Annotated in this window: 14 protein-coding genes; 9 read left to right on the top strand and 5 right to left on the bottom strand. The window is 68.2% G+C overall.

What is annotated here, in order from left to right:
• Window positions 1-277: 277 nt before the first annotated feature.
• Window positions 278-2,131, top strand: a complete 1,854-nt coding sequence (locus FBZ87_RS22925; RefSeq protein WP_145612907.1) for a DUF885 domain-containing protein — start codon at window positions 278-280, stop codon at window positions 2,129-2,131.
• A gap of 63 nt (window positions 2,132-2,194) precedes the next feature.
• Here FBZ87_RS22925 and FBZ87_RS22920 read toward each other — a convergent pair whose 3' ends face one another.
• The 3 genes from FBZ87_RS22920 to FBZ87_RS22910 are packed head-to-tail and all read right to left on the bottom strand — an operon-like array spanning window position 2,195 to window position 8,070.
• On the bottom strand, window positions 2,195-3,697 hold the full coding sequence (locus FBZ87_RS22920) for an efflux transporter outer membrane subunit (RefSeq protein ID WP_145612906.1): 1,503 nt from the start codon (window positions 3,695-3,697) through the stop codon (window positions 2,195-2,197).
• The gene (locus tag FBZ87_RS22915) at window positions 3,697-6,873 is read right to left on the bottom strand and encodes an efflux RND transporter permease subunit (protein WP_145612905.1); all 3,177 of its coding nucleotides are present in this window, start codon (window positions 6,871-6,873) and stop codon (window positions 3,697-3,699) included. Before FBZ87_RS22915 ends, FBZ87_RS22920 begins: the two co-directional genes overlap by 1 nt.
• A gap of 15 nt (window positions 6,874-6,888) precedes the next feature.
• Complete coding sequence (locus FBZ87_RS22910; protein WP_145612904.1) at window positions 6,889-8,070, bottom strand: efflux RND transporter periplasmic adaptor subunit; 1,182 nt, start codon at window positions 8,068-8,070, stop codon at window positions 6,889-6,891.
• A gap of 233 nt (window positions 8,071-8,303) precedes the next feature.
• On the opposite strand from FBZ87_RS22910, the gene FBZ87_RS22905 reads away from it, so the two are divergent.
• Window positions 8,304-9,008 carry a TetR/AcrR family transcriptional regulator gene (locus FBZ87_RS22905; protein WP_145612903.1) on the top strand — a complete coding sequence of 235 codons (705 nt, stop codon included), beginning with the start codon at window positions 8,304-8,306 and terminating at the stop codon, window positions 9,006-9,008.
• 20 nt (window positions 9,009-9,028) lie between these two features.
• Here the strand turns inward: FBZ87_RS22905 and FBZ87_RS22900 are convergent, their stop codons facing one another.
• Window positions 9,029-9,301 carry a hypothetical protein gene (locus FBZ87_RS22900; protein ID WP_145612902.1) on the bottom strand — a complete coding sequence of 91 codons (273 nt, stop codon included), beginning with the start codon at window positions 9,299-9,301 and terminating at the stop codon, window positions 9,029-9,031.
• A gap of 212 nt (window positions 9,302-9,513) precedes the next feature.
• On the opposite strand from FBZ87_RS22900, the gene FBZ87_RS22895 reads away from it, so the two are divergent.
• The gene (locus tag FBZ87_RS22895) at window positions 9,514-10,158 is read left to right on the top strand and encodes a TetR/AcrR family transcriptional regulator (protein ID WP_186454927.1); all 645 of its coding nucleotides are present in this window, start codon (window positions 9,514-9,516) and stop codon (window positions 10,156-10,158) included.
• 61 nt (window positions 10,159-10,219) lie between these two features.
• Here FBZ87_RS22895 and FBZ87_RS22890 read toward each other — a convergent pair whose 3' ends face one another.
• Window positions 10,220-11,074 carry an SDR family oxidoreductase gene (locus tag FBZ87_RS22890; protein ID WP_145612900.1) on the bottom strand — a complete coding sequence of 285 codons (855 nt, stop codon included), beginning with the start codon at window positions 11,072-11,074 and terminating at the stop codon, window positions 10,220-10,222.
• Window positions 11,075-11,179: 105 nt separating this feature from the next.
• On the opposite strand from FBZ87_RS22890, the gene FBZ87_RS22885 reads away from it, so the two are divergent.
• The 6 genes from FBZ87_RS22885 to FBZ87_RS22860 all read left to right on the top strand — a co-directional run bounded on the left by FBZ87_RS22885 (window position 11,180) and on the right by FBZ87_RS22860 (window position 18,475).
• Window positions 11,180-12,118, top strand: coding sequence for a LysR family transcriptional regulator (locus FBZ87_RS22885; RefSeq protein ID WP_211107103.1), 939 nt, complete (start codon window positions 11,180-11,182; stop codon window positions 12,116-12,118).
• Window positions 12,119-12,272: 154 nt separating this feature from the next.
• Window positions 12,273-12,836: a 3'-5' exonuclease gene (locus FBZ87_RS22880; protein ID WP_186454926.1), complete on the top strand. Its 564-nt coding sequence runs from the start codon at window positions 12,273-12,275 to the stop codon at window positions 12,834-12,836.
• Between the two features lie 155 nt (window positions 12,837-12,991).
• Window positions 12,992-13,357: a c-type cytochrome gene (locus FBZ87_RS22875; RefSeq protein WP_211107101.1), complete on the top strand. Its 366-nt coding sequence runs from the start codon at window positions 12,992-12,994 to the stop codon at window positions 13,355-13,357.
• 33 nt (window positions 13,358-13,390) lie between these two features.
• Complete coding sequence (locus FBZ87_RS22870; RefSeq protein WP_145612897.1) at window positions 13,391-14,791, top strand: D-arabinono-1,4-lactone oxidase; 1,401 nt, start codon at window positions 13,391-13,393, stop codon at window positions 14,789-14,791.
• Window positions 14,784-16,085: an alanine racemase gene (locus FBZ87_RS22865; RefSeq protein WP_145612896.1), complete on the top strand. Its 1,302-nt coding sequence runs from the start codon at window positions 14,784-14,786 to the stop codon at window positions 16,083-16,085. Before FBZ87_RS22870 ends, FBZ87_RS22865 begins: the two co-directional genes overlap by 8 nt.
• 104 nt (window positions 16,086-16,189) lie before the next feature.
• Window positions 16,190-18,475 carry a TonB-dependent receptor gene (locus FBZ87_RS22860; protein WP_211107099.1) on the top strand — a complete coding sequence of 762 codons (2,286 nt, stop codon included), beginning with the start codon at window positions 16,190-16,192 and terminating at the stop codon, window positions 18,473-18,475.
• Window positions 18,476-18,583 lie beyond the last annotated feature (108 nt).

The raw sequence follows: 18,583 nt of genomic DNA, 5'->3' as shown, positions 1-18,583 counted from the left end.
AAGGCTATGACGGCTAATGCCGGCGCGGGCTTTGGAGGGGGCGGCCGGCGCACGAGGTCCATTTTCGGCTGCCGGGCCGATTCGGCACCATGCCCGGCGGCCGGTTGACGCCAGCGGTGGTGGTGGGTTAGTCGGCAAACAATTTACAATGGATATAGCCGGTCAGCCGGCCGCGGAACGGAGGGTCGGCCTGTTTGATGGCGGGGCCCGGCTTTCATCCATCAAAAATTTGCGCATACTCTCCCCAAAACAGGGGCATACGCGTTGGGAGAGTTCCATGGTCAATCGTCGCCAGTTCCTGGCCGGCAGTTCCGCTGCCGTCGCCTTGTCCGCAGCCTTGCCCGCGTGGGCGCAAGCTTCCACCCCCATTGGCGCCCCCTCCGGCACTCCGTCCGGTGCCGGCGCCTCCCTGACCGCCTTGCTGGAAACCTTCTTCCAGGAGGATTTGCGGCGCCGGCCCGAGGCCGCGACCAATCTGGGCCTGGACACGGGTGACCTGGCGGGACTGCGCAGCCGCCTGGGCGACCGCTCGGCCGCCGGCCAAGCGGTGGAGCGTGAGGCCGCCGCCAGCCAGATGCGCCGCCTGGCGGGCATCGACCGCCGCAGCCTGAGCGGCATCGACGCCGTGAATTACGATTGCGTGGCCTACGTCCTGTCCAATCGGCTGGAAACCTACAAGCGCTTCGACTTCGGCCGGCCGGGCGAACGGTCCCCCTATGCCATCAGCCAATTGACCGGCTGCTACCAGTCCACGCCCACCTTCCTGGACACCAAGCACCCCATCGCCACCCAGGACGATGCCGAGGCCTATCTTTCGCGGCTGGAGGCCTTCGCCACCGCGCTGGACCAGGATACTGAGCGTCTGGACCATGACCGGGGCGCGGGCGTGGTGGCGCCGGATTTCCTGCTGGACACGACCCTGACCCAGATGCGCGCCCTGCGCGTCGATGCGGACAAGTCGGACCTGGTATCATCCGTTGCCAAGCGCGCCAAGGCCAAGGGCATCGAGGGCGACTGGGCCGCCCGTGCCGCCGGCATCTACACATCCAAGGTGCTGCCCGCCCTGGACCGTCAGATCGCGGCGGTGGAGGCCGCGCGCCGGCAGGCGACGCACCACGCCGGCGTCTGGCACGTCAAGGACGGCGACGCCTGGTATGTCGACGGCCTGCGCGCCAACACCACCACCACCCTGTCGCCGGACGAGGTGCACAACATCGGCCTGGACCAGGGCCGGGAGATCACCGCCCGCCTGGACGCCGTGCTGAAGGCGCAGGGCCTGACAAAGGGCACGGTGGGCCAGCGCATCAAGGCGCTGTACCAGGACCCCGCCTCCTTCTACCCGAAGACGGAGGAGGGCAAGGCTCAGCTGATCGCCGACCTGGGCGTGCGCCTTGCCGACGTGGTCAGCCACCTGCCCCAATACTTCTCCACCCTGCCCAAAGCCAAGGCGGAGGTGAAGCCGGTGCCGGCCCAGATCGACGCCGGCGCGCCGCTGGCCTATTACCAGTCGCCCTCGCTGGACGGCAAGCGGCCTGCCACCATCTACTTCAATCTGCACGACACCGGCGAATGGCCCAAATGGGCGCTGCCCTCCACCCTTTACCATGAGGGCATCCCCGGCCATCACCTGCAGGTGGCCCTGGCGCAGGAGACGGCGGGTATTCCCCGCTACCGCTCCAACATGTTCTTCTCCGGCTACGGCGAGGGCTGGGCCCTGTATGCCGAGCAGCTGGCCGATGAGATGGGCATGTACGAGAAGGAGCCCATGGGGCGCATCGGCTACCTGAAGTTCCTGCTGTTCCGCGCAGGCCGCTGCGTCATCGACACCGGCATGCACCACAAGCGGTGGACGCGGGAACAGGCGGTCAAATACATGGTGGACCTGACGGGCGACACCGAAAGCGCCATGACGCGGGAGACCGACCGCTACTGCGCCTGGCCGGGCCAGGCCTGCAGCTACAAGATCGGCCATACCATGTGGGTGCGCCTGCGCGACCAGGCGAAAAAGGAACTGGGGCCGAAGTTCGACATCCGCGAGTTCCACCACGCCGGCCTTTCCTCCGGCAGCATGCCGCTGGACGTGCTATCCCTGGTCATCCAGGACTACATCACGGCACGCAAGGCGGCGTGAGCCCCAGTCGGCGTGAGCCAGGGAAGGGCGCTCGGCCTGTGCCGGGCGGCCCTTCCGGCTGGTTCAGTTGGCGGACGTCTCAGCCGGCACCGTCTCCGACCCGCCCAGCACCTTGAACAGGCTGACCCGGTTTTCCAGTAGCGACAGCTGCACGGCGATCCGGGTCTGCTGGGCGCTGTACAGGCTGCGCTGCGCGTCCAGCACGCTCAGGAAGCTGTCAATGCCGCGGTCGTACCGCTTGGTCGACAGGTCGTAGGTCAGTTGGCTGGACTTCACCAGCGACGTCTGGGCCGCCAGCTGGCGGTCCAGGGTGCCCCGCGCAGCCAGCGCGTCCGACACCTCGCGGAAGGCGGTCTGCACCGCCTTCTCGTAGTTGGCGACGTCGATGTCGCGGTCGGCCTTGGCGATGTCCAGGTTGGCCTGGTTCTTCCCGTTGTCGAAGATGGGCAGGCTGACGCTGGGGCCGAAGCTCCAGGCGCTGCTGCCCGGCGCGAACAGGTCGGTCAGGCCGGCGCTGGCGGTGCCGTAGCTGCCGGTCAGCGTGATCTGGGGGAAGAAGGCTGCGCGGGCGGCGCCGATGTTGGCGTTGGCGGCCTTCAGCGTGTGTTCCGCCTGGCGGATGTCCGGGCGGCGCAGCATCAGGTCGGCCGGTAGGCCCGCCGGCAGGTCGCCCAGCACGTCCTGATCGTCCAGGCTGGCGCCCTCGATCTCCGCGTCGGACAGGGGCGTCCCCACCAGCAGTTCCAGGGCGTTACGGTCCTGGGCCACCTGCCGGGTGTATTGCTCCAGATTGGCGCGGGCGGTGTCCACGGCCGTCTGCGACTGCGCCAGATCCAGGGCGGAGCTGCTGCCCCGATCGAACATGCGCTTGTTGCGGTCGTACGTCGCCTGCTGGGCCTTCAGCGTGTCCTGGGTCAGGGCCAGCAGCTGGCGATCCGACACCAGGGTCAGGTAGGCGTTGGCCACCTCCGCGATCAGGGACAGGCGGGTGCCGGCCGTGGCCTCCGTGGTCGCCAGGTACTGTTCCAGTGCCTGCTGCGACAGGCTGTGCACCCGGCCGAACAGGTCCAGCTCATATGAGGTGACACCCACCTGGACCTGGCTGGAATTGTAGGTGACGCCCTTGGTGCCGGATCCGGCCGCGCCTGCGGACGCCCCCTGGGCGCCCAGGGCGGAGATGGGCGTGCGGGCGCGGGTGGTGCTGCCGCTCACGTTCAGCTGGGGCAGGGTGGCCGCGTCCTGGACCCGGTATGTCGCCCGCGCCACCTCGATGTTCAGCAGGGCCACGCGCAGGTCGCGGTTGTTATCCAGCGACTTCTGGATCAGGGCCTGCAGCCGGGGGCCGCGGAACACGGCCTTCCAGCTGTCGAGACCCTGTGGGGGAGAGGACTCGGTGGTCCCTTGCGCGCCCGCCGCCTCATACGCCGGCCCGGTGGGCCAGGCGTTGGGGACGGGGCTGCCCGGCCGGGTGTAGTCCGGCGCCAGGGAACAGGCGCCCAGGGACGCGGTGGTCAGCAGCAGGGCGGTGATGGCCGCGATGCGCTTGGGGGTCGAAAACACGGTCATCACGGATGTCCTGCGGTGTCGTGCCCCGGGGTGGCGGGAGCGGGCGTGCCCGAGGCGGGGGTGCCGGGGGCGGGCCGCTTGCCGAAGCGCCGAAGGACCGAGACGAAGAAGACGGGAACGAAGAAGATGGCGAGGAAGGTAGCCGACAGCATGCCGCCCATCACGCCCACGCCGATGGCGTTCTGCCCGCCCGAGCCGGCGCCGTTGGCCACAGCCAGCGGCAGCACGCCCAGGATGAAGGCGAAGGACGTCATCAGGATCGGGCGCAGGCGCTGCTTGGCGGCGATAGTCACCGCGTCGATCAGCTCATGCCCGGCCTCGTACTGTTCCTTGGCGAACTCCACGATCAGGATGGCGTTCTTGGCGGCCAGCCCGATGGTCGTCAGCAGGCCCACCTGAAAGTAGACGTCGTTGCTGAGGCCCCGCAGCGTGGCCGCCAGCACCGCGCCGATGACGCCCAGGGGCACCACCAGCATGACCGCGAAGGGGATGGACCAGCTTTCATACAGGGCCGCCAGGCAGAGGAAGACGATGGCCAGGGAAATGCCGTAGAGGGCGGGGGCCTGCGAGCCGGCCAGCCGTTCCTCGTACGACAGGCCCGTCCATTCGAAGCCGAAGCCCGTCGGCAGCTTGGCCGCCAGCTTTTCCATCTCCGCCATGGCCTGGCCGGTGGTGTGACCGGGGGCGGGCACGCCCTGGATGTCGCGCGACGACACGCCGTTGTAGCGCTCCAGCTGGGGTGAGCCGTATTCCCAATAGGCGTTGGTGAAGGTGGAGAAGGGCACCATCTGGTTGGCCGACCCGCGCACATACCAGCGGCTGATGTCGCCGGGCAGCATGCGGAAGGGCGCGTCCGCCTGGGCGTAGACCTTCTTGACGCGACCCTTGTCGATGAAGTCGTTGACGTAGGCCGAGCCCCAGGCGGTGCTGAGCGTGGTGTTGATGTCGCTGATGGACAGGCCCAGCGCCTCCGCCTTGGTCTGGTCGACCTTGACGCGCAGCTGCGGCACGTCCTCCAGCCCGTTGGGGCGGACTTGCGCCAGGATGGGGTTCTGCGCCGCCATGCCCAGCAGCTGGTTGCGCGCGGCCATCAGCTTCTCATGGCCCAGGCTGGCCCGGTCCACCAGTTCGAAATCGAAGCCGGTGGCGTTGCCCAGTTCCAGCACGGCGGGCGGCGTCAGGGTGTAGATCGAGGCGTCGCGGTAGGCCGCCAGCTTCATCATGGCGCGTTGGGCGATGGCGCTGGCCCGCTGCTCCGGCTTGGTCCGCTCCGACCAGTCGCGCAGGTTCACGAAGGCGAAGGCGGAATTCTGGCCGCGGCCGGCGAAGCTGAAGCCCACCACCGTGAACAGGCCCTTCACGTTATCCTTTTCGTCTTCCAGGAAGTGCTTCTCCATGGCCTTGGCGGCGGCCAGCGTGCGCTCGGCGGTGGCGCCGGGCGGGGTGGAGGCCTGGACGAACAGGAAGCCCTGGTCCTCGTCCGGCAGGAAGGCGGTGGGCAGGCGCACGAACAGCAGCACCAAGCCCACGACGATGACGCCATAGACCAGCAGATAGCGCAGCGTGCGCCGGCTGACATGGCCCACCGCGCGGCCGTAGGCCTCGCTGGTGCGGTTGAAGCCGCGGTTGAACCAGCCGAAGGGGCCGCTCTCCACGGCGCCGCCGCCATGATGGGCCGCGGGCTTCAGCAGGGTGGCGCACAGGGCCGGGGTCAGGATCAGGGCCACCAGCACCGACAGGCCCATGGCCGACACGATGGTCAGCGAGAACTGGCGGTAGATGGCGCCGGTGGAGCCGGAGAAGAAGGCCATGGGCACGAACACGGCCGACAGCACCATGGCGATGCCCACCAGGGCGCCGGTGATCTGGCCCATGGACTTGCGCGTGGCCTCGCGGGGGGACAGCCCCTCTTCCGCCATCACGCGCTCCACGTTCTCCACCACCACAATGGCATCGTCGACCAGCAGGCCGATGGCCAGCACCATGGCGAACATGGTCAGGGTGTTGATGCTGAAGCCGCAGGCCGACAGCACGCCGAAGGTGCCCAGCAACACCACCGGGACGGCGATGGTGGGGATCAGCGTGGCGCGCCAGCTTTGCAGGAAGACGAACATGACGATGAAGACCAGGACGACGGCCTCGGCTAGCGTCTCGACCACGTCATGGATGGACAGGCGCACGAAGGGCGTCGTGTCGTAGGGGTAGGAGACCTCGAGCCCCTCGGGGAAGAAGGGCTTCATCTCGTCCAGCTTGGCGATGATGGCCTTTTCCACCTGCAGGGCGTTGGCCCCCGTGGTCAGCTTGATGGCCAGGCCGGCGGCCGGGTGGCCGTTGAAGCGGGCCGCGACCTCATAATTGTTGCTGCCCAGCTCCACCCGCGCCACGTCGCGCAGGCGCACCTGCGATCCGTCCTGGTTCACGCGCAGGATGATGTTGGAAAACTCCTCCGGCGTCTCCAGGCGGGTCTGGGCGATGATGGTGGCATTCAGCTGCTGGCCCTTCACGGCGGGCAGGCCGCCCACCTGGCCGGCGGAAATGGCCTTGTTCTGTACGCCGATGGCGCTGGTCACGTCCGCTGCCGTCATCTGCACGGCGGCCAGCTTGTTCGGGTCCAGCCAGATGCGCATGGCGTGCTGCGGACCGAACAGGGTGATGTCGCCCACGCCGTCGACGCGGCTGATGGGATCCTGCAGGTTGGACGCGACGAAGTCGCCGATTTCCGTTTCGCCCAGCTGACCGCTGGGGGAATAGAAGGCCAGCACCATCAGGAAGTTCTTGGTGGCCTTGCTGACCTGCACGCCCTGCTGCTGCACCTCGGTCGGCAGCAGCGGCGTGGCCAACTGCAGCTTGTTCTGCACCTGCACCTGGGCGATGTCGGGATCGGCCTCGGGGTTGAAGGTCAGGGTGATGGTGACGTTGCCCGAGCTGTCGCTGGTGGAGGACATGTAGCGAAGATGGTCGATGCCATTCATCTTCTGCTCGATCACCTGGGTGACCGTGTCTTCCAGCGTCTTGGCCGACGCGCCCGGATACGTGGTGGTGATGGCCACCGACGGCGGGGCGATGCGGGGGAACTGCTCAATGGGCAGGGTGTAGATGGCCAGCGCGCCCGCCATCATGATGACGATGGCGATGACCCAGGCGAACACGGGCCTGTCGATGAAGAACTTGGACATGGGGATGGCCCTGCCTTACAGCGGCTGCGGGGTGGCGGGGGCGGCCGCCTTGGGCTGGGCCTCGTCCGCCTTGACGTCCGCGCCGGGGCGCAGGCGCTGCAGGCCCTCCACCACCACGCGGTCGCCGGCGTTCAGGCCGCCGGTCACCACCCACTTGTCACCCTGGGCCTGGGTGGTGGTAACGGGGCGGATGGCGGCCTTGTTGTCCGGGCCCACCACCCAGACGGTGGTGCCGCCGTCGGCGCCACGCACCACGGCCTGCTGGGGCACCAGCATGGCCTGGTCGCGCACGCCCTCCTCCACCCGCGCCCGCACGAACAGGCCCGGCAGAAGTTCCGCCTTGGGGTTGGGCACGGTGGCGCGCAGGGTGACCATGCCGGTGGTCTGGTCCACGGTCACATCAGCGAACTGCAGGCGGCCGGGCTCGCCATAGGGCTTGTCGCCCAGGCCGTCGATCAGCAGGCTGATGGGCGCGTCGCCCGCCGTGGCGCCCTTCACATGGCCGGCGGCGATCTCCTGCCGCAAGCGCATCAGGTCGACGCTGGACTGGGTGACATCGACATACATCGGGTCCAGCTGCTGCACGGTGGCCAGCGCGGTGGTCTGGTCGGCCGTGACCAGGGCGCCCTCCGTCACGGTGGACCGGCCGACGCGGCCACTGATGGGGGAATAGACGCGGGTGTAGTCCAGGTTGATCTGGGCCGTCTTGACCTGGGCCCGGGCGGCGTCCACCGCCGCCTGGTCGGTGGCCAGGCTGGCCGTGATGTCGTCGTAGTCCTGCTTGGATACGGCGTTGACCGTCACCAGGTCGCTGTAGCGCTCCGCCTTGGCCTTGACCGACTTCACGGTGGCCTCGGCCTGGGCCAGGCTGGCCTTGGCGCTGGCCAGCGCCGCCTCATAGGGGGCGGGGTCGATCTGGTACAGCTGCTGGCCGGCCTTGACCTCGCCGCCCTCGGTGAACAGCCGCTTCAGGATGACGCCGCTGACCTGCGGCCGCACCTCCGCCACGCGAAAGGCGGAGGTGCGGCCGGTCAGCTCGGTCGACAGGGTCACGGGCTGCGGCGTCACGGTGACGACGCCCACCGAGATGGGCCCCTGCGGGGGTGGCGCCTGCTTTTTCTCACCGCAACCGGCCAGCGCCACCGCCGCCACCGACAGCGTCGCCACCAAGGCCACCCTAGGAATAGTGAGCGTCATCAAATGCCTCTTCCACCGAAAGCCAGCCCCGTCCCGTCACCCCGTTCAGTTGGCGGCCAAAACGCGTTTCAGCCGGGACAACCTGGGGGTGGCAAGGGAACGGGGAAAAAAGATAGGCAAGAGTGCAAGGAACAGAAGCCTCGCCCTTGCCTGATGACAATTACGTACTGTATCATACAGTACAGTCCTGTGACGGGCGTCACCGGGGCCTTTGATTAAGCTATGAAAAAACGATGACCATCCCCGCCAGCGCCCCCTTGCCCACCTTGACCGATATGTCCAATGCGCCGACCCAGGTGTCCCCGGCCGCCGATGCGGCGCCCGCCCCCAAGCTGGGCCGCCGGGCGGAGGCGCGGCGCGTCGCCATGATGGACGCCGCGCTGAAGGTCTTCATGGAAAAGGGGTTCGAGCGTGCGACCCTGGGCGACATTGTGGCCCTGTCCGGCGGATCCCGCGCCACCCTCTATGAGCTGTTCGGCGGCAAGGAGGGGCTGTTCCTGGCGGTGCTGGAGGTGGTGACCGGCCACATCAGCCAACTGATGAACGACATCGCCGAAAGCTGCGGACCGCCGGAGGAGGTGCTGACACAGTTCGGGACCTCGCTGCTTGAGGCGCTGGTGCAGCCCGACGTCATGGCCATGATGCGCATACTCGTGGCGGAGGGGCGATTGTTCCCCGACCAGCTGGAAGGCTTTTTCCGCACGGGGCCGGACCAGTCGCGCGAAATGGTGGCCAACTACCTGCGCCGCGCGGCCGACCAGGGGCTGATCGTGGTGGATGATCCCGTCACCGCTGCCCACATTTTCTTCGGTATGGTCACGGCCGGGTATTCGTTCGAGGGCCAGATCAACCCGGCCCGCCTGGGCGACGCCGCCTATCGCCGCACCTACGTCCAGCGGGTGGTGCACCTGTTCCTGCACGGCCTGTGCCCGCGCTGACGTTCCGTCGGTGGCGGGCGTCAGCCGTGCTGGCGGCGCTGATTCAGCTGGATGAACAGGACCCCCAAGGCGGCGACGGCGGCGGCGAAGGGCGCGCCGATGATCCACACCATCAGGAAGACGTACTGCGAGACATTCAACAGCAACAGGACCAGGGCCAGCAACACGATGGCGCCCAGGGCCGCGATGGCCATGGACCAGCTTACGATGGACAGGCAAGCCACCGTGGGGTCGCTGGTGTCGACGCTGACGATTTCCCCGTCGTCGGTCGGACTGTCACTGGCGCTGCTCATGTCGCATCCAGTCCTTTTGTCTCCCGTCTATGAAGTTTATCACTCCGACACGTAGAATCCAGGGGCTGCCGGGCTATACCTGCGTATGGATGTAGGTATCCGGGGAAGGGTGGGGCGCGATCGGCCTTGGCGTTCCGGTACCGGACGCGGTAGTCATGGGGCGCAGTAGGCGCCGCGCCGTTCTTCAACCCCCTTGCCGACCCCCGTGCCCCGTGTCAGACACAGCCTCCGACGTCCCTCTCGCCTCCGGCCCGACCTCGGGCACCACCCTGAGCGGCCGGGCGGCGGCCATGCGCATGCGGCTGATGCAGGCGGGGGCCGAGCTGTTGGGCGAGGTGGGGATCGAGCGCATCTCCACCAACCAGGTGGCCAGCCGCGCCGGCGTGACACCCCCCGTCTTCTACCGCCATTTCAAGGACAAGTACGACCTGCTGGCGGCCCTGGGCAGCACCCTGATGGAGGCCCAGAACGACATCCTCTATGAGTGGCTGGAGCGCAGCGCGCCCGCCGGTTTTGAAGAGCTGATGGGGGCCCACTACCAATTCCTGCTGTCCACCATCCAGGCCACGGCCGAAATGCCGGGGGCGGTGTGGATCATGCGGGCGCTGCGCGCCGTGCCCTCGCTGACCGCCGTCCGACTGGCCTCGCACGAGATGGTCACCGACCGCATCTGCCGCGCCATGGGCCCGCTGTTGCCCGAGATGGACCCGGCCGAATTGCGCCTGCGCACCCGCATCGCCGTGGATGCCGGCTACGCCGCGGTGGAGATGGCGCTGGACGACCCCAGCATGTCGCCCGAAAGCGTCTGCCGCGCCCTGACGCAGATGTGGTTGGGCGGCCTGCGCCACGGGGTGTGAGGCCGCAGTGTGAGGCCGCCCGGCACTCAATCCATTATCTCTGGCCCACTATCTCGGCCCATTATTTCGGCATGAAACGCTCACGCATCAGGGCCATGTAGACCTCCTCCGACGTCTCGCGGCGGGCAGCGATCAGCGGCTTGATGTCGTCCGTCGCCACATAGCGCAACTGGTTGGCTCCGTCGGTCGCGGCGGTGTAGATCACCTCCGCCACGCCATCCGGCGTGGTGCCGGCCAGGGAATTGCGCCAGCCCTCGAAGAAGGCGTCCAGCTTGGCGACGAAGGGGCGATAGTCGGCGAGATTCGCCTGGGCCCCCGCCTCCGTGCCGCTGCGCGGGCCGAAGTTGGTGCTGGTCACGCCGCCCGGTTCCACCAGCTTCACCGTCACGCCCACACTGGCCAGCTCGAAGGACAGTGCCTCGGAGTAGCCCTCCAGGGCGAACTTGCTGGCGCAGTACAGGGACATCAGGGGCAGGCCGAAGGCGCCCGCGCCGGAACTGATGTTGATGATGGTGCCGGCGCCGTTAGCGCGGAAATGGGGCAGGACGGCCCGGGTCACGTCCATGACGCCGAAGACGTTGACCTCGAACTGTTCGGTTATCTTGGCCATGGGCGTGGCCTCGAACACGCCGAACAGGCCGAAGCCGGCGTTGTTCACCAGCGTGTCGATGCGGCCGAAGCGGCGCAGCCCGGCCTCGACGGCGGTGGCGATGCTGTCGCGGTCCTGCACATCCAGGCGGACGACCTGCACATTGTCCAGGGTGGCCAGGCCGGGATCGCGCGTCGGGTCGCGCATGGTGGCGATGACGTTCCAGCCGCGCGCGGCGAACAGCCGGGCGGCGGTCTCCCCGAAGCCGGACGAACAGCCGGTGATCAGGACGGTCTTGGCCGGGGTGCTGGGGTTGGCGGTGCTCATGGTCTCTTTTCTCCGTGAAGCAGTGTTGAGACCGCTGATGTAATGCGCCGCCATTGATGCGATAATCGGCGCAATCTTGCATGCGCTGATGAAGGATATCGCACAGTGACGGATCTGACGCTGCGTGAGCTGGCGGCCCTGGCGGCGGTGGCGGAACACCGCAGCTTCCGGGCGGCGGCGGCGGCCATCGGCGCCTCCCCCTCGTCGCTCAGCCACCGGGTCGCGGCCATGGAGCGGCAGCTGGGCGTGCGTCTGTTCAATCGCACCACCCGCAGCGTGGCCTTGACCGAGGCGGGGGAGCATTTCCTGGCGCGGGTGATGCCGGCCACGCGCGAGATTGCCGACGCGGTGGAAACGGTGAACCGTTTCCGCGACACCCCTGCCGGCCTGCTGCGGCTCAATACCTCGGAGGAGGCCGCCGCGCGCATGCTGCCTCTGATCCTGGATTTCATGGCCCGCTATCCGGACATGCGGGTCGATCTGGTGGCCGAGGGGCGCATGATCGATATCGTCGCCTCCGGCTTCGACGCCGGCTTCCGCGCCGCTGATACGGTGCCGGAGGACATGGTGGCCATCCCGCTGGGGGAGGAGGAGGGGTGGGCCGTCGTGGCCACGCCCGCCTATTTCCAGACGCACGGGCTGCCCCGCGTGCCGGCCGACCTGCTGCGCCACGACTGCATCCGCGCCCGCCTGCCCAGCGGCACCATCTACCGCTGGGAATTCGCCCCCCACGGCGGGCCAGCGCGCGGTGGCCCAATGGGTGACGGGGAGATCCGCATCGACGTTCCCGGCCGCCTGACCCTGGGCAGCCATGCCCTGTGCCTGAACGCAGCCCGCGCCGGCGCCGGCATCGCCTATGTCAGCCTGCGCGACGTGGCGGCCGACCTGGCCGCCGGCCGGCTGGCCCGCGCGCTGGCCGATTGGACGCCGCCCTCGCCGGGCCTGGCGCTGTACTATCCCCGCCAGCGCCTGCCGTCGGCCGGGCTCAAGGCCTTCATCGACCACACCAAGGCCTGGCGTGCGGGGGGCCGGGGGTATGCGTGATTCTTTTTAACCGGTTGCCGGCCTATATAGCCGGGGTCGGCGCCTATCCCGGAGGCGCCCCTTGGATATGGATCAGGTCATGGGTAAGGCGCAGATTATTTCAGCTGGCTTGCCAGCCGGGTCAGTTGGCCAGCCAGCCGGGCGCTGGGTCGCCATGGACATCGAAATGACCGGTTTCCGGCCGGTGCAGGGGCGCAGCATCATCGAGGTGTCAGCCGTCGCGGTTTCACCGTCGGGTGCGGGCGGGCATGTGCGGGAGGCGTGCAGTTGGCGCATCAATCCGCGCTGCCCGCTCAACCCCATCGCCATCGGTGTGCACGGCGTTCGGGCGGAGGAACTCGCCGACTGTCCCGACTTCGCGGATGTGGCGGGCGATATCCTGGCCTTCATCGGTTCCGACCCGCTGGTGTTCCATGGTGCCGCCGGTGATGTTGCCCTGTTGAACCAGGAACTGGCAGCGGCCGGTCTCCCAGCCCTGGCCAATCCGGTGGTGTGCACCGAAAAACTGGCCCGTCGCCGCTGGCCGGCCGAACGCTCCCGCCTGTCCCTGGTGGCGGAGCGTGTGGGCGGCACCGTCCGGACGCGTTACAAACGGCGGCGGCAGCAGGACGGTGGCGTCAGCGTCACCGGCGATTACCAACACAAGTCCCGGGCCGATGCCGAGATGACGGCGGACGTCTGGCTGGCGCTCGGCGGCCCTGGCGGGGCGCTGGCCTGACAAGGCTGCCTGCCGCCACAATCCCCCTTGTCAGCCCCACCATCTTTAGCTATCACTAACTTGTTAGCGATGACTAACGCCGTGCCCGCGATAGACGGGTGGCGACGGGGAGTTTCATGGGCTTGGGCATCGGGCATTTTCCGAAACGGGCAGGCGTGCCCACACTGATCCTGCTGGCCGCGCTGGCGGCGGGCCTGTCGGCCTGTGATCCGGCGCCGGAGGCACCGCCCACGATCGAGGCGCTGGCCGCGCGGCGCCCGGCGGAGGATCGCCTGGCTGGCCTGTATGAGGCCAGCTGCAAGGCCTGCCATGCCAATCCAGATTCCGGCGCCCCCCTGGCGGGCTACGCCACGGCGTGGAAGCCGCGCTGGGCCAAGGGGCCGGACACCCTGCTGAAACACACGCTGGAAGGCTTCAACGGCATGCCGGCGGGCGGCCAGTGCTTCTCCTGCACCGCCGACGATTACCAGGCGCTGATCCGCTTCATGGCCGGGCAGGCGCCGGCTGCACAAGCCAACTGAACGACAAGCCTTGATGGGGGAACGGACCGAACCATGCTGACACGGCGCACCCTGTTTCTGTTGATGGGCGGCACGGCGCTGGCCGCCGGCGGCGTGGCGGCCTCCCGCGTGGGCGTGCAGCCGGAACCGCCGGCCCCGCCCAGCGCCGACGCCGGCGGGCATCTGCTGTGGCGCAACTGGTCCGGCATCCAGCATTCCTACCCCGCCAGCCGCGCGGCGCCGGCGGATGAGGGCGAACTGGCCGACCTGGTGCGCAAGAGCCCCGGCCCCATCCGCGCCGTGGGCGCCGGCCATTCCTTCATGCCCCTGGTGCCCACCTCCGGCACGCTGGTGACGCTGGACCGCATCGCCGGGCTGGATGGCCACGACGCGGCGGCGCTGACCGCCCATGTCCGGGCCGGCACCCGGCTGGCCGACCTGGGCCCCGCCCTGTCCGCCGTGGGCCAGGAGATGCCCAACCTGCCGGACATCAACAAGCAATCGCTGGCCGGCGCCCTGTCCACCGCCACCCACGGCACGGGCGTCAACCTGATGGCCCTGCATGGCAACGTCCAGGCCTTCCGCCTGGTGACGGCGGATGGCCAGGTGCTGGATTGCGATGCCACCCGGAACGCCGACCTGTTCGCCGCCGCCCGGGTGGGGCTGGGCGCCTTCGGCATCCTCACCCGGGTGACGCTGAAGAACAGTCCGGCGCACCGGGTGGAACGGCGGGTGTGGCTGCAGCCTGTGGAGCAGACCCTGGCGGAATGGCCCACCCTGCAGGCGGCCCACCGCAACGTGGAGTTCTACTACCTGCCCTTCACCGGCATGACCGCCATCATCACTCATGACGAGACGGACGCGCTGGCCACGCCCCGGCCGCCCACCCAGGACAATGATGCGGTCATGAGCCTGAAGGCGCTGCGCGACTGGCTGGGCTGGTCCCCCGCCATCCGCCGCCGCGTGGCCAAACATGTGCTGTCCGGCCTGGAACCGGAGCGGGTGGTGGCGGAAAGCTGGCAGCTGCTGTCCAACGAGCGCCCCATCCGCTTCAACGAGATGGAATTCCACCTGCCGCGCGAGGCGCAGGTACAGGCGCTGAAGGACGTGATCGAGGCCATCGAGACCCGGCGGCATGATGTCTTCTTCCCCATCGAGGCGCGGGTGATCGCCCCCGACGACGCCTGGCTGTCGCCCTTCCACGACCGGCCGTCCGGCTCCATCGCCGTGCACGCCTATTACAAGGACGACTACCAGTTCCTGTTCGACGTGGTGGAACCCATCCTGCGGCGCCATGGCGGCCGGCCGCACTGGGGGAAGCTGAACACGCTGAAGACCGCCGATTTCATCGCCCTTTATCCCCGCTTCCGCGACGCCATGGACATGCGCCGCCAGGTCGACCCGGAGGGGCGCTTCCTCAACGACTATCTGCGGGGGGTGTTCACCGATGCGTGACGACTATGGAAGGCGGCCCAGCCGTCGCGGCGTGCTGGCGGGCGGCATCGCCGGCGCCGCCGTCGTGGGCGCCGCCGCCCTCGCCTGGCCGGAGGGCGACCATGGCGGCGGGCACGACGCCTATTTCACCGCACTGTCGGCGGCCCTGACCAAGGCGGGGGTGGCCCAGCCGGTGCTGGTGGTCGACACCACGCGGCTGGACGCCAACATCAAGGCGGTGGGCGATACCCTGGCCAAAGCGGGTGGCCAGGCCAAGGGCCTGCGCATCGTCGTCAAGTCGCTGCCCTGCCACGAGCTGATGGACCGGGTGGCGGCGGGCCTGAAGACCAAGCGCTACATGGTCTTCAACCAGCCCATGCTGGTGGAAATGGGGACCCGCGTCCCCGATGCCGACATGCTGATGGGCAAGCCCCTGCCGGTGGCGGCGGCCGCCGCCTATTACGACACGCTGGGGGCGCTGGCCCCGGCGCCCCAGTGGTTGATCGACACGCCGGAGCGCCTGGCCCAGTACACAGGCATGGCCAAGGCGCGCGGCGTGGCGCTCAATGTGAATTTCGAGATCGATGTGGGCCTGCACCGGGGCGGCCTGACGGATCCCACGGCGCTGGCCGCCATGCTGGCGGGCCTGGATCCTGCCGTCACCGCCTGCGGCCTCATGGGCTACGACCCGCATGTCGCCAAGATGCCCGGCGTGTTCGACATGCGGGGCAAGGCGCTGGCGCGGGCCAAGGACATTTATGCCCGCATGGCCGGCGTCCTGCGGGAGAAGGCGCCGCTGAAGGAAGGTCAGGCGCCCTATACCTTCAACACGGCGGGCAGCCCGACCTACGCTCTGCACACCGACGACCCGGTGGCGACGGAGGTGGCCGTCGGCTCCGCCTTCGTGAAGCCCACGGACTTCGACATCGACACCCTGGCGCATCACCAGCCGGCCTGCTTCATCGCCACGCCGGTCTTGAAGGTGGCGGAGCCGGGGCTGATCCCAGGGCTGGAAAGCCTGGCTGGCGTCGCCGCCTTCTTCGATCCCAACACGGCCCGCGCCTTTTTTGTGCAGGGCGGGCACTGGCTGGCCAACCCGGTGTCGCCACCGGGCCTGCAGCTCAGCGGTCTCTACGGCCGGTCCAGCAACCAGGAACGCTGGTCGGGATCCCGCCGCGTGCCGCTGAAGCCGGACGACTGGGTGTTCCTGCGCCCCTCGCAGAGCGAGGCGGTGCTGCTGCAATTCGGGCCGCTGCTGGCCTATGACGGCACCGCCATAAACGGGCGGTGGCCGGTGTTCGAGATGTCGGCCTGACCGAAAACGGCAGCCGAGCGCGTACCCCGGCGGGCACCGGGGCCAGGAAGAAAGAGTGTTTAGGGCGGTTGCGCAACGACGGAACCAAAAACAGGGAGCCAACCATGATGCGGATAGGCAAGGCGGGTGCTGGGTTCATGCTGCTGGCGGGTGTGGCGCTGGTGGCTTTGCAGGCGCCGGCACGCGCCCAGTCGGCGGCACCGCCCGACACCGACGGCGTGTTGCAGGAAATCGTGGTCACGGCGCAGAAGCGGGCGGAAAACCTGCAGGATGTGCCGGTGGCCATCACGGCGCTGACGGCCGAGACGCTGGAGAAGACCGGCGTGCGCGACGTGCAGGATCTGCCGGCCCTGACGCCGGGGCTGCAGATCAAGACGTCCGACGCCAGCGCCAATCCCAAGGTGTTTATCCGCGGCGTGGGCCTGAACGACTTCAACGCCAACGCCGCCGGCGCCGTCGGCATTTATGCGGACGGCGTCTTCGTGGCGTCGCCCCTGGCGCAGTTGGGGCAGTTCTTCGACCTGGAACGAGTGGAGGTGCTGAAGGGGCCCCAGGGCACGCTCTACGGCCGCAACACCACCGGCGGCGCCATCAACATCACGTCGCGCCAGCCGACCTTCGAGACCACCAGCGACGGCAGCCTGGAATACGGCCGCTTCAATTCCGTGAAGGCGGAGGCCGGTGTGGGCGGCGCCATCGTCCCGGGCAAGCTGGCGGTGCGCCTGGCGGGCGTCTACGAACGCGACGACGGCGACACCTACAACCGCTACTACAACGACTACGTCAACGCCGTGAACCGCTGGGGCGGGCGGGCCAGTCTGCTGTTCACGCCCAGCGATGACCTCAGCGTCACGGTTCAGTTCCATGGCGGCCAGAACCGGGGCGACAGCCGGCATTTCCAGTCCCGGCCCCTGATCCCGCAGGATCCGTCCGTCGCGGGCCCCGATGGGCTGTGCGCCGCCGGCGCCTACGCCTCCGGCCTGTGCACCGACGCATTGGGCTATGCCGATACCGACAACAACCCCTACGCCGGCGCCTACAACATCAAGGGCCAGGATAAGGTCGACACCTGGGGCGCCTCCGTCAACGTGCGGTGGGACCTGGGCAAGGCCACCCTCTATTCCATCACCGGCTTCGACAGCGCCGAGCGCAACGATCTGGAGGACACCGACGCCAGCCCCAACAACCTACTGACCAGCACCTACAAGGCGACACAGCACGACGTGTCCCAGGAACTGCGGGTGGAGGCGCCGCTGGGCGACAGGTGGCGCGGCGTGGCCGGCGCCTATTTCCTGCATGACTATCTGAACACCGCCAGCCAGTACGACATCCTGCGCGACCTGCGGCCCCTGTTCATCACCGACGACAACCCCACCGGCTTCTCGCTGGAGAACAACGTGGCCACGGTGGGCTATCCTTATACCCAGATCAGCGACAGCTACGCTGTTTTTGGCCAGGTGGATTACCAGCTGACGGACATGGTCACCCTGACCGGCGGCCTGCGCTATTCCCAGGATGACAAGGATTTCCGCTACCGCAGCACGGTGGAGCAGGTGGTGGACGTGTTGAGCTACGCCGCCTCCAAATCCTTCGACAGCGTGTCGGGCCGCGCCTCCATCCAGGTGAAGCCCACCGACGACGTCATGCTCTACGCCAGCTACAACCGCGGCTACAAAAGCGGCGGTTTCTTCGGCGGCTATACTCGCGACGCGGCCGACCTGGCGCCCTATGCCGACGAGACGCTGGACGCCTATGAGGTGGGCGCCAAGACCGAGCTGTGGAACAAGCGCCTGCGCCTGAACGCCGCCGGCTTCTATTACGACTACAGCAATCTGCAGGTCTTTCAGATCGTCACCCGCGACGGCGTCCCCACCCAGACCTTCAACAACGCCGCCAACGCCCGCCTCTACGGTGTGGACGCGGACGTCACCCTGGTGCCGCTGAAGGGACTGGAGATCAGCCTGGGCGGCGAATACCTCAACAGCGAATACCAGAACTATGTCTCGGAGGGGGAGAGTCTGTCCGGCAACCGCTTGCCCTCCGCGCCCCGCTGGACCCTCAGCGGCTTGGTCAGCTATGACCAGCCGCTGGACGGTGCGGGCGGCAAGGACGCCGGCACGCTGAACGCCAGCATCGACGTCTCCTACCGGTCGCTGGTCTATTTCGACAGCCACAACCTGACCCGTCTCAGCCAGTCCGGTTATTGGCTGACGGACGCGCGGCTGGGCTGGACCGCGCCCAACGGCACCATCAGCCTTGGCCTGTGGGTGCGGAACCTGTTCGACCAGACCTACATCATGGATATCAACAACCTGGACAGCTTCGGTCTGGATTCCATCAGCATGGGCTCGCCCCGCCGCTTCGGCGGTTACCTGAGCTGGCATTTTTAAGGTTCCTCAGGCGCCGGCAGGCCCGTACGGGCCTTTGGCTATCCTCTATTTCCAGTCCGCTGCGCTCCCCGGAAATCTGCGGGGGGCCGGCGGTCGCCGGCCTGTAAG

The organism is Nitrospirillum amazonense (assembly GCF_007828035.1).
In the GTDB taxonomy this organism is placed as follows: Bacteria; Pseudomonadota; Alphaproteobacteria; order Azospirillales; family Azospirillaceae; genus Nitrospirillum; species Nitrospirillum amazonense.
Note: the sequence above shows the minus strand (reverse complement) of the source record. Positions and strands in the feature narration are given on the sequence as shown.

Excerpts from the sequence above, each read along its gene's own strand:
- FBZ87_RS22860 (WP_211107099.1), top strand. The coding sequence starts at position 16,190 with ATGATGCGGATAGGCAAGGCGGGTGCTGGGTTCATGCTGCTGGCGGGT.
- FBZ87_RS22905 (WP_145612903.1), top strand. The coding sequence starts at position 8,304 with ATGACCATCCCCGCCAGCGCCCCCTTGCCCACCTTGACCGATATGTCC.
- FBZ87_RS22915 (WP_145612905.1), bottom strand. The coding sequence starts at position 6,873 with ATGTCCAAGTTCTTCATCGACAGGCCCGTGTTCGCCTGGGTCATCGCC.
- FBZ87_RS22910 (WP_145612904.1), bottom strand. The coding sequence starts at position 8,070 with ATGACGCTCACTATTCCTAGGGTGGCCTTGGTGGCGACGCTGTCGGTG.
- FBZ87_RS22880 (WP_186454926.1), top strand. The coding sequence starts at position 12,273 with ATGGACATCGAAATGACCGGTTTCCGGCCGGTGCAGGGGCGCAGCATC.
- FBZ87_RS22870 (WP_145612897.1), top strand. The coding sequence starts at position 13,391 with ATGCTGACACGGCGCACCCTGTTTCTGTTGATGGGCGGCACGGCGCTG.
- FBZ87_RS22900 (WP_145612902.1), bottom strand. The coding sequence starts at position 9,301 with ATGAGCAGCGCCAGTGACAGTCCGACCGACGACGGGGAAATCGTCAGC.
- FBZ87_RS22865 (WP_145612896.1), top strand. The coding sequence starts at position 14,784 with ATGCGTGACGACTATGGAAGGCGGCCCAGCCGTCGCGGCGTGCTGGCG.
- FBZ87_RS22920 (WP_145612906.1), bottom strand. The coding sequence starts at position 3,697 with ATGACCGTGTTTTCGACCCCCAAGCGCATCGCGGCCATCACCGCCCTG.
- FBZ87_RS22890 (WP_145612900.1), bottom strand. The coding sequence starts at position 11,074 with ATGAGCACCGCCAACCCCAGCACCCCGGCCAAGACCGTCCTGATCACC.
- FBZ87_RS22925 (WP_145612907.1), top strand. The coding sequence starts at position 278 with ATGGTCAATCGTCGCCAGTTCCTGGCCGGCAGTTCCGCTGCCGTCGCC.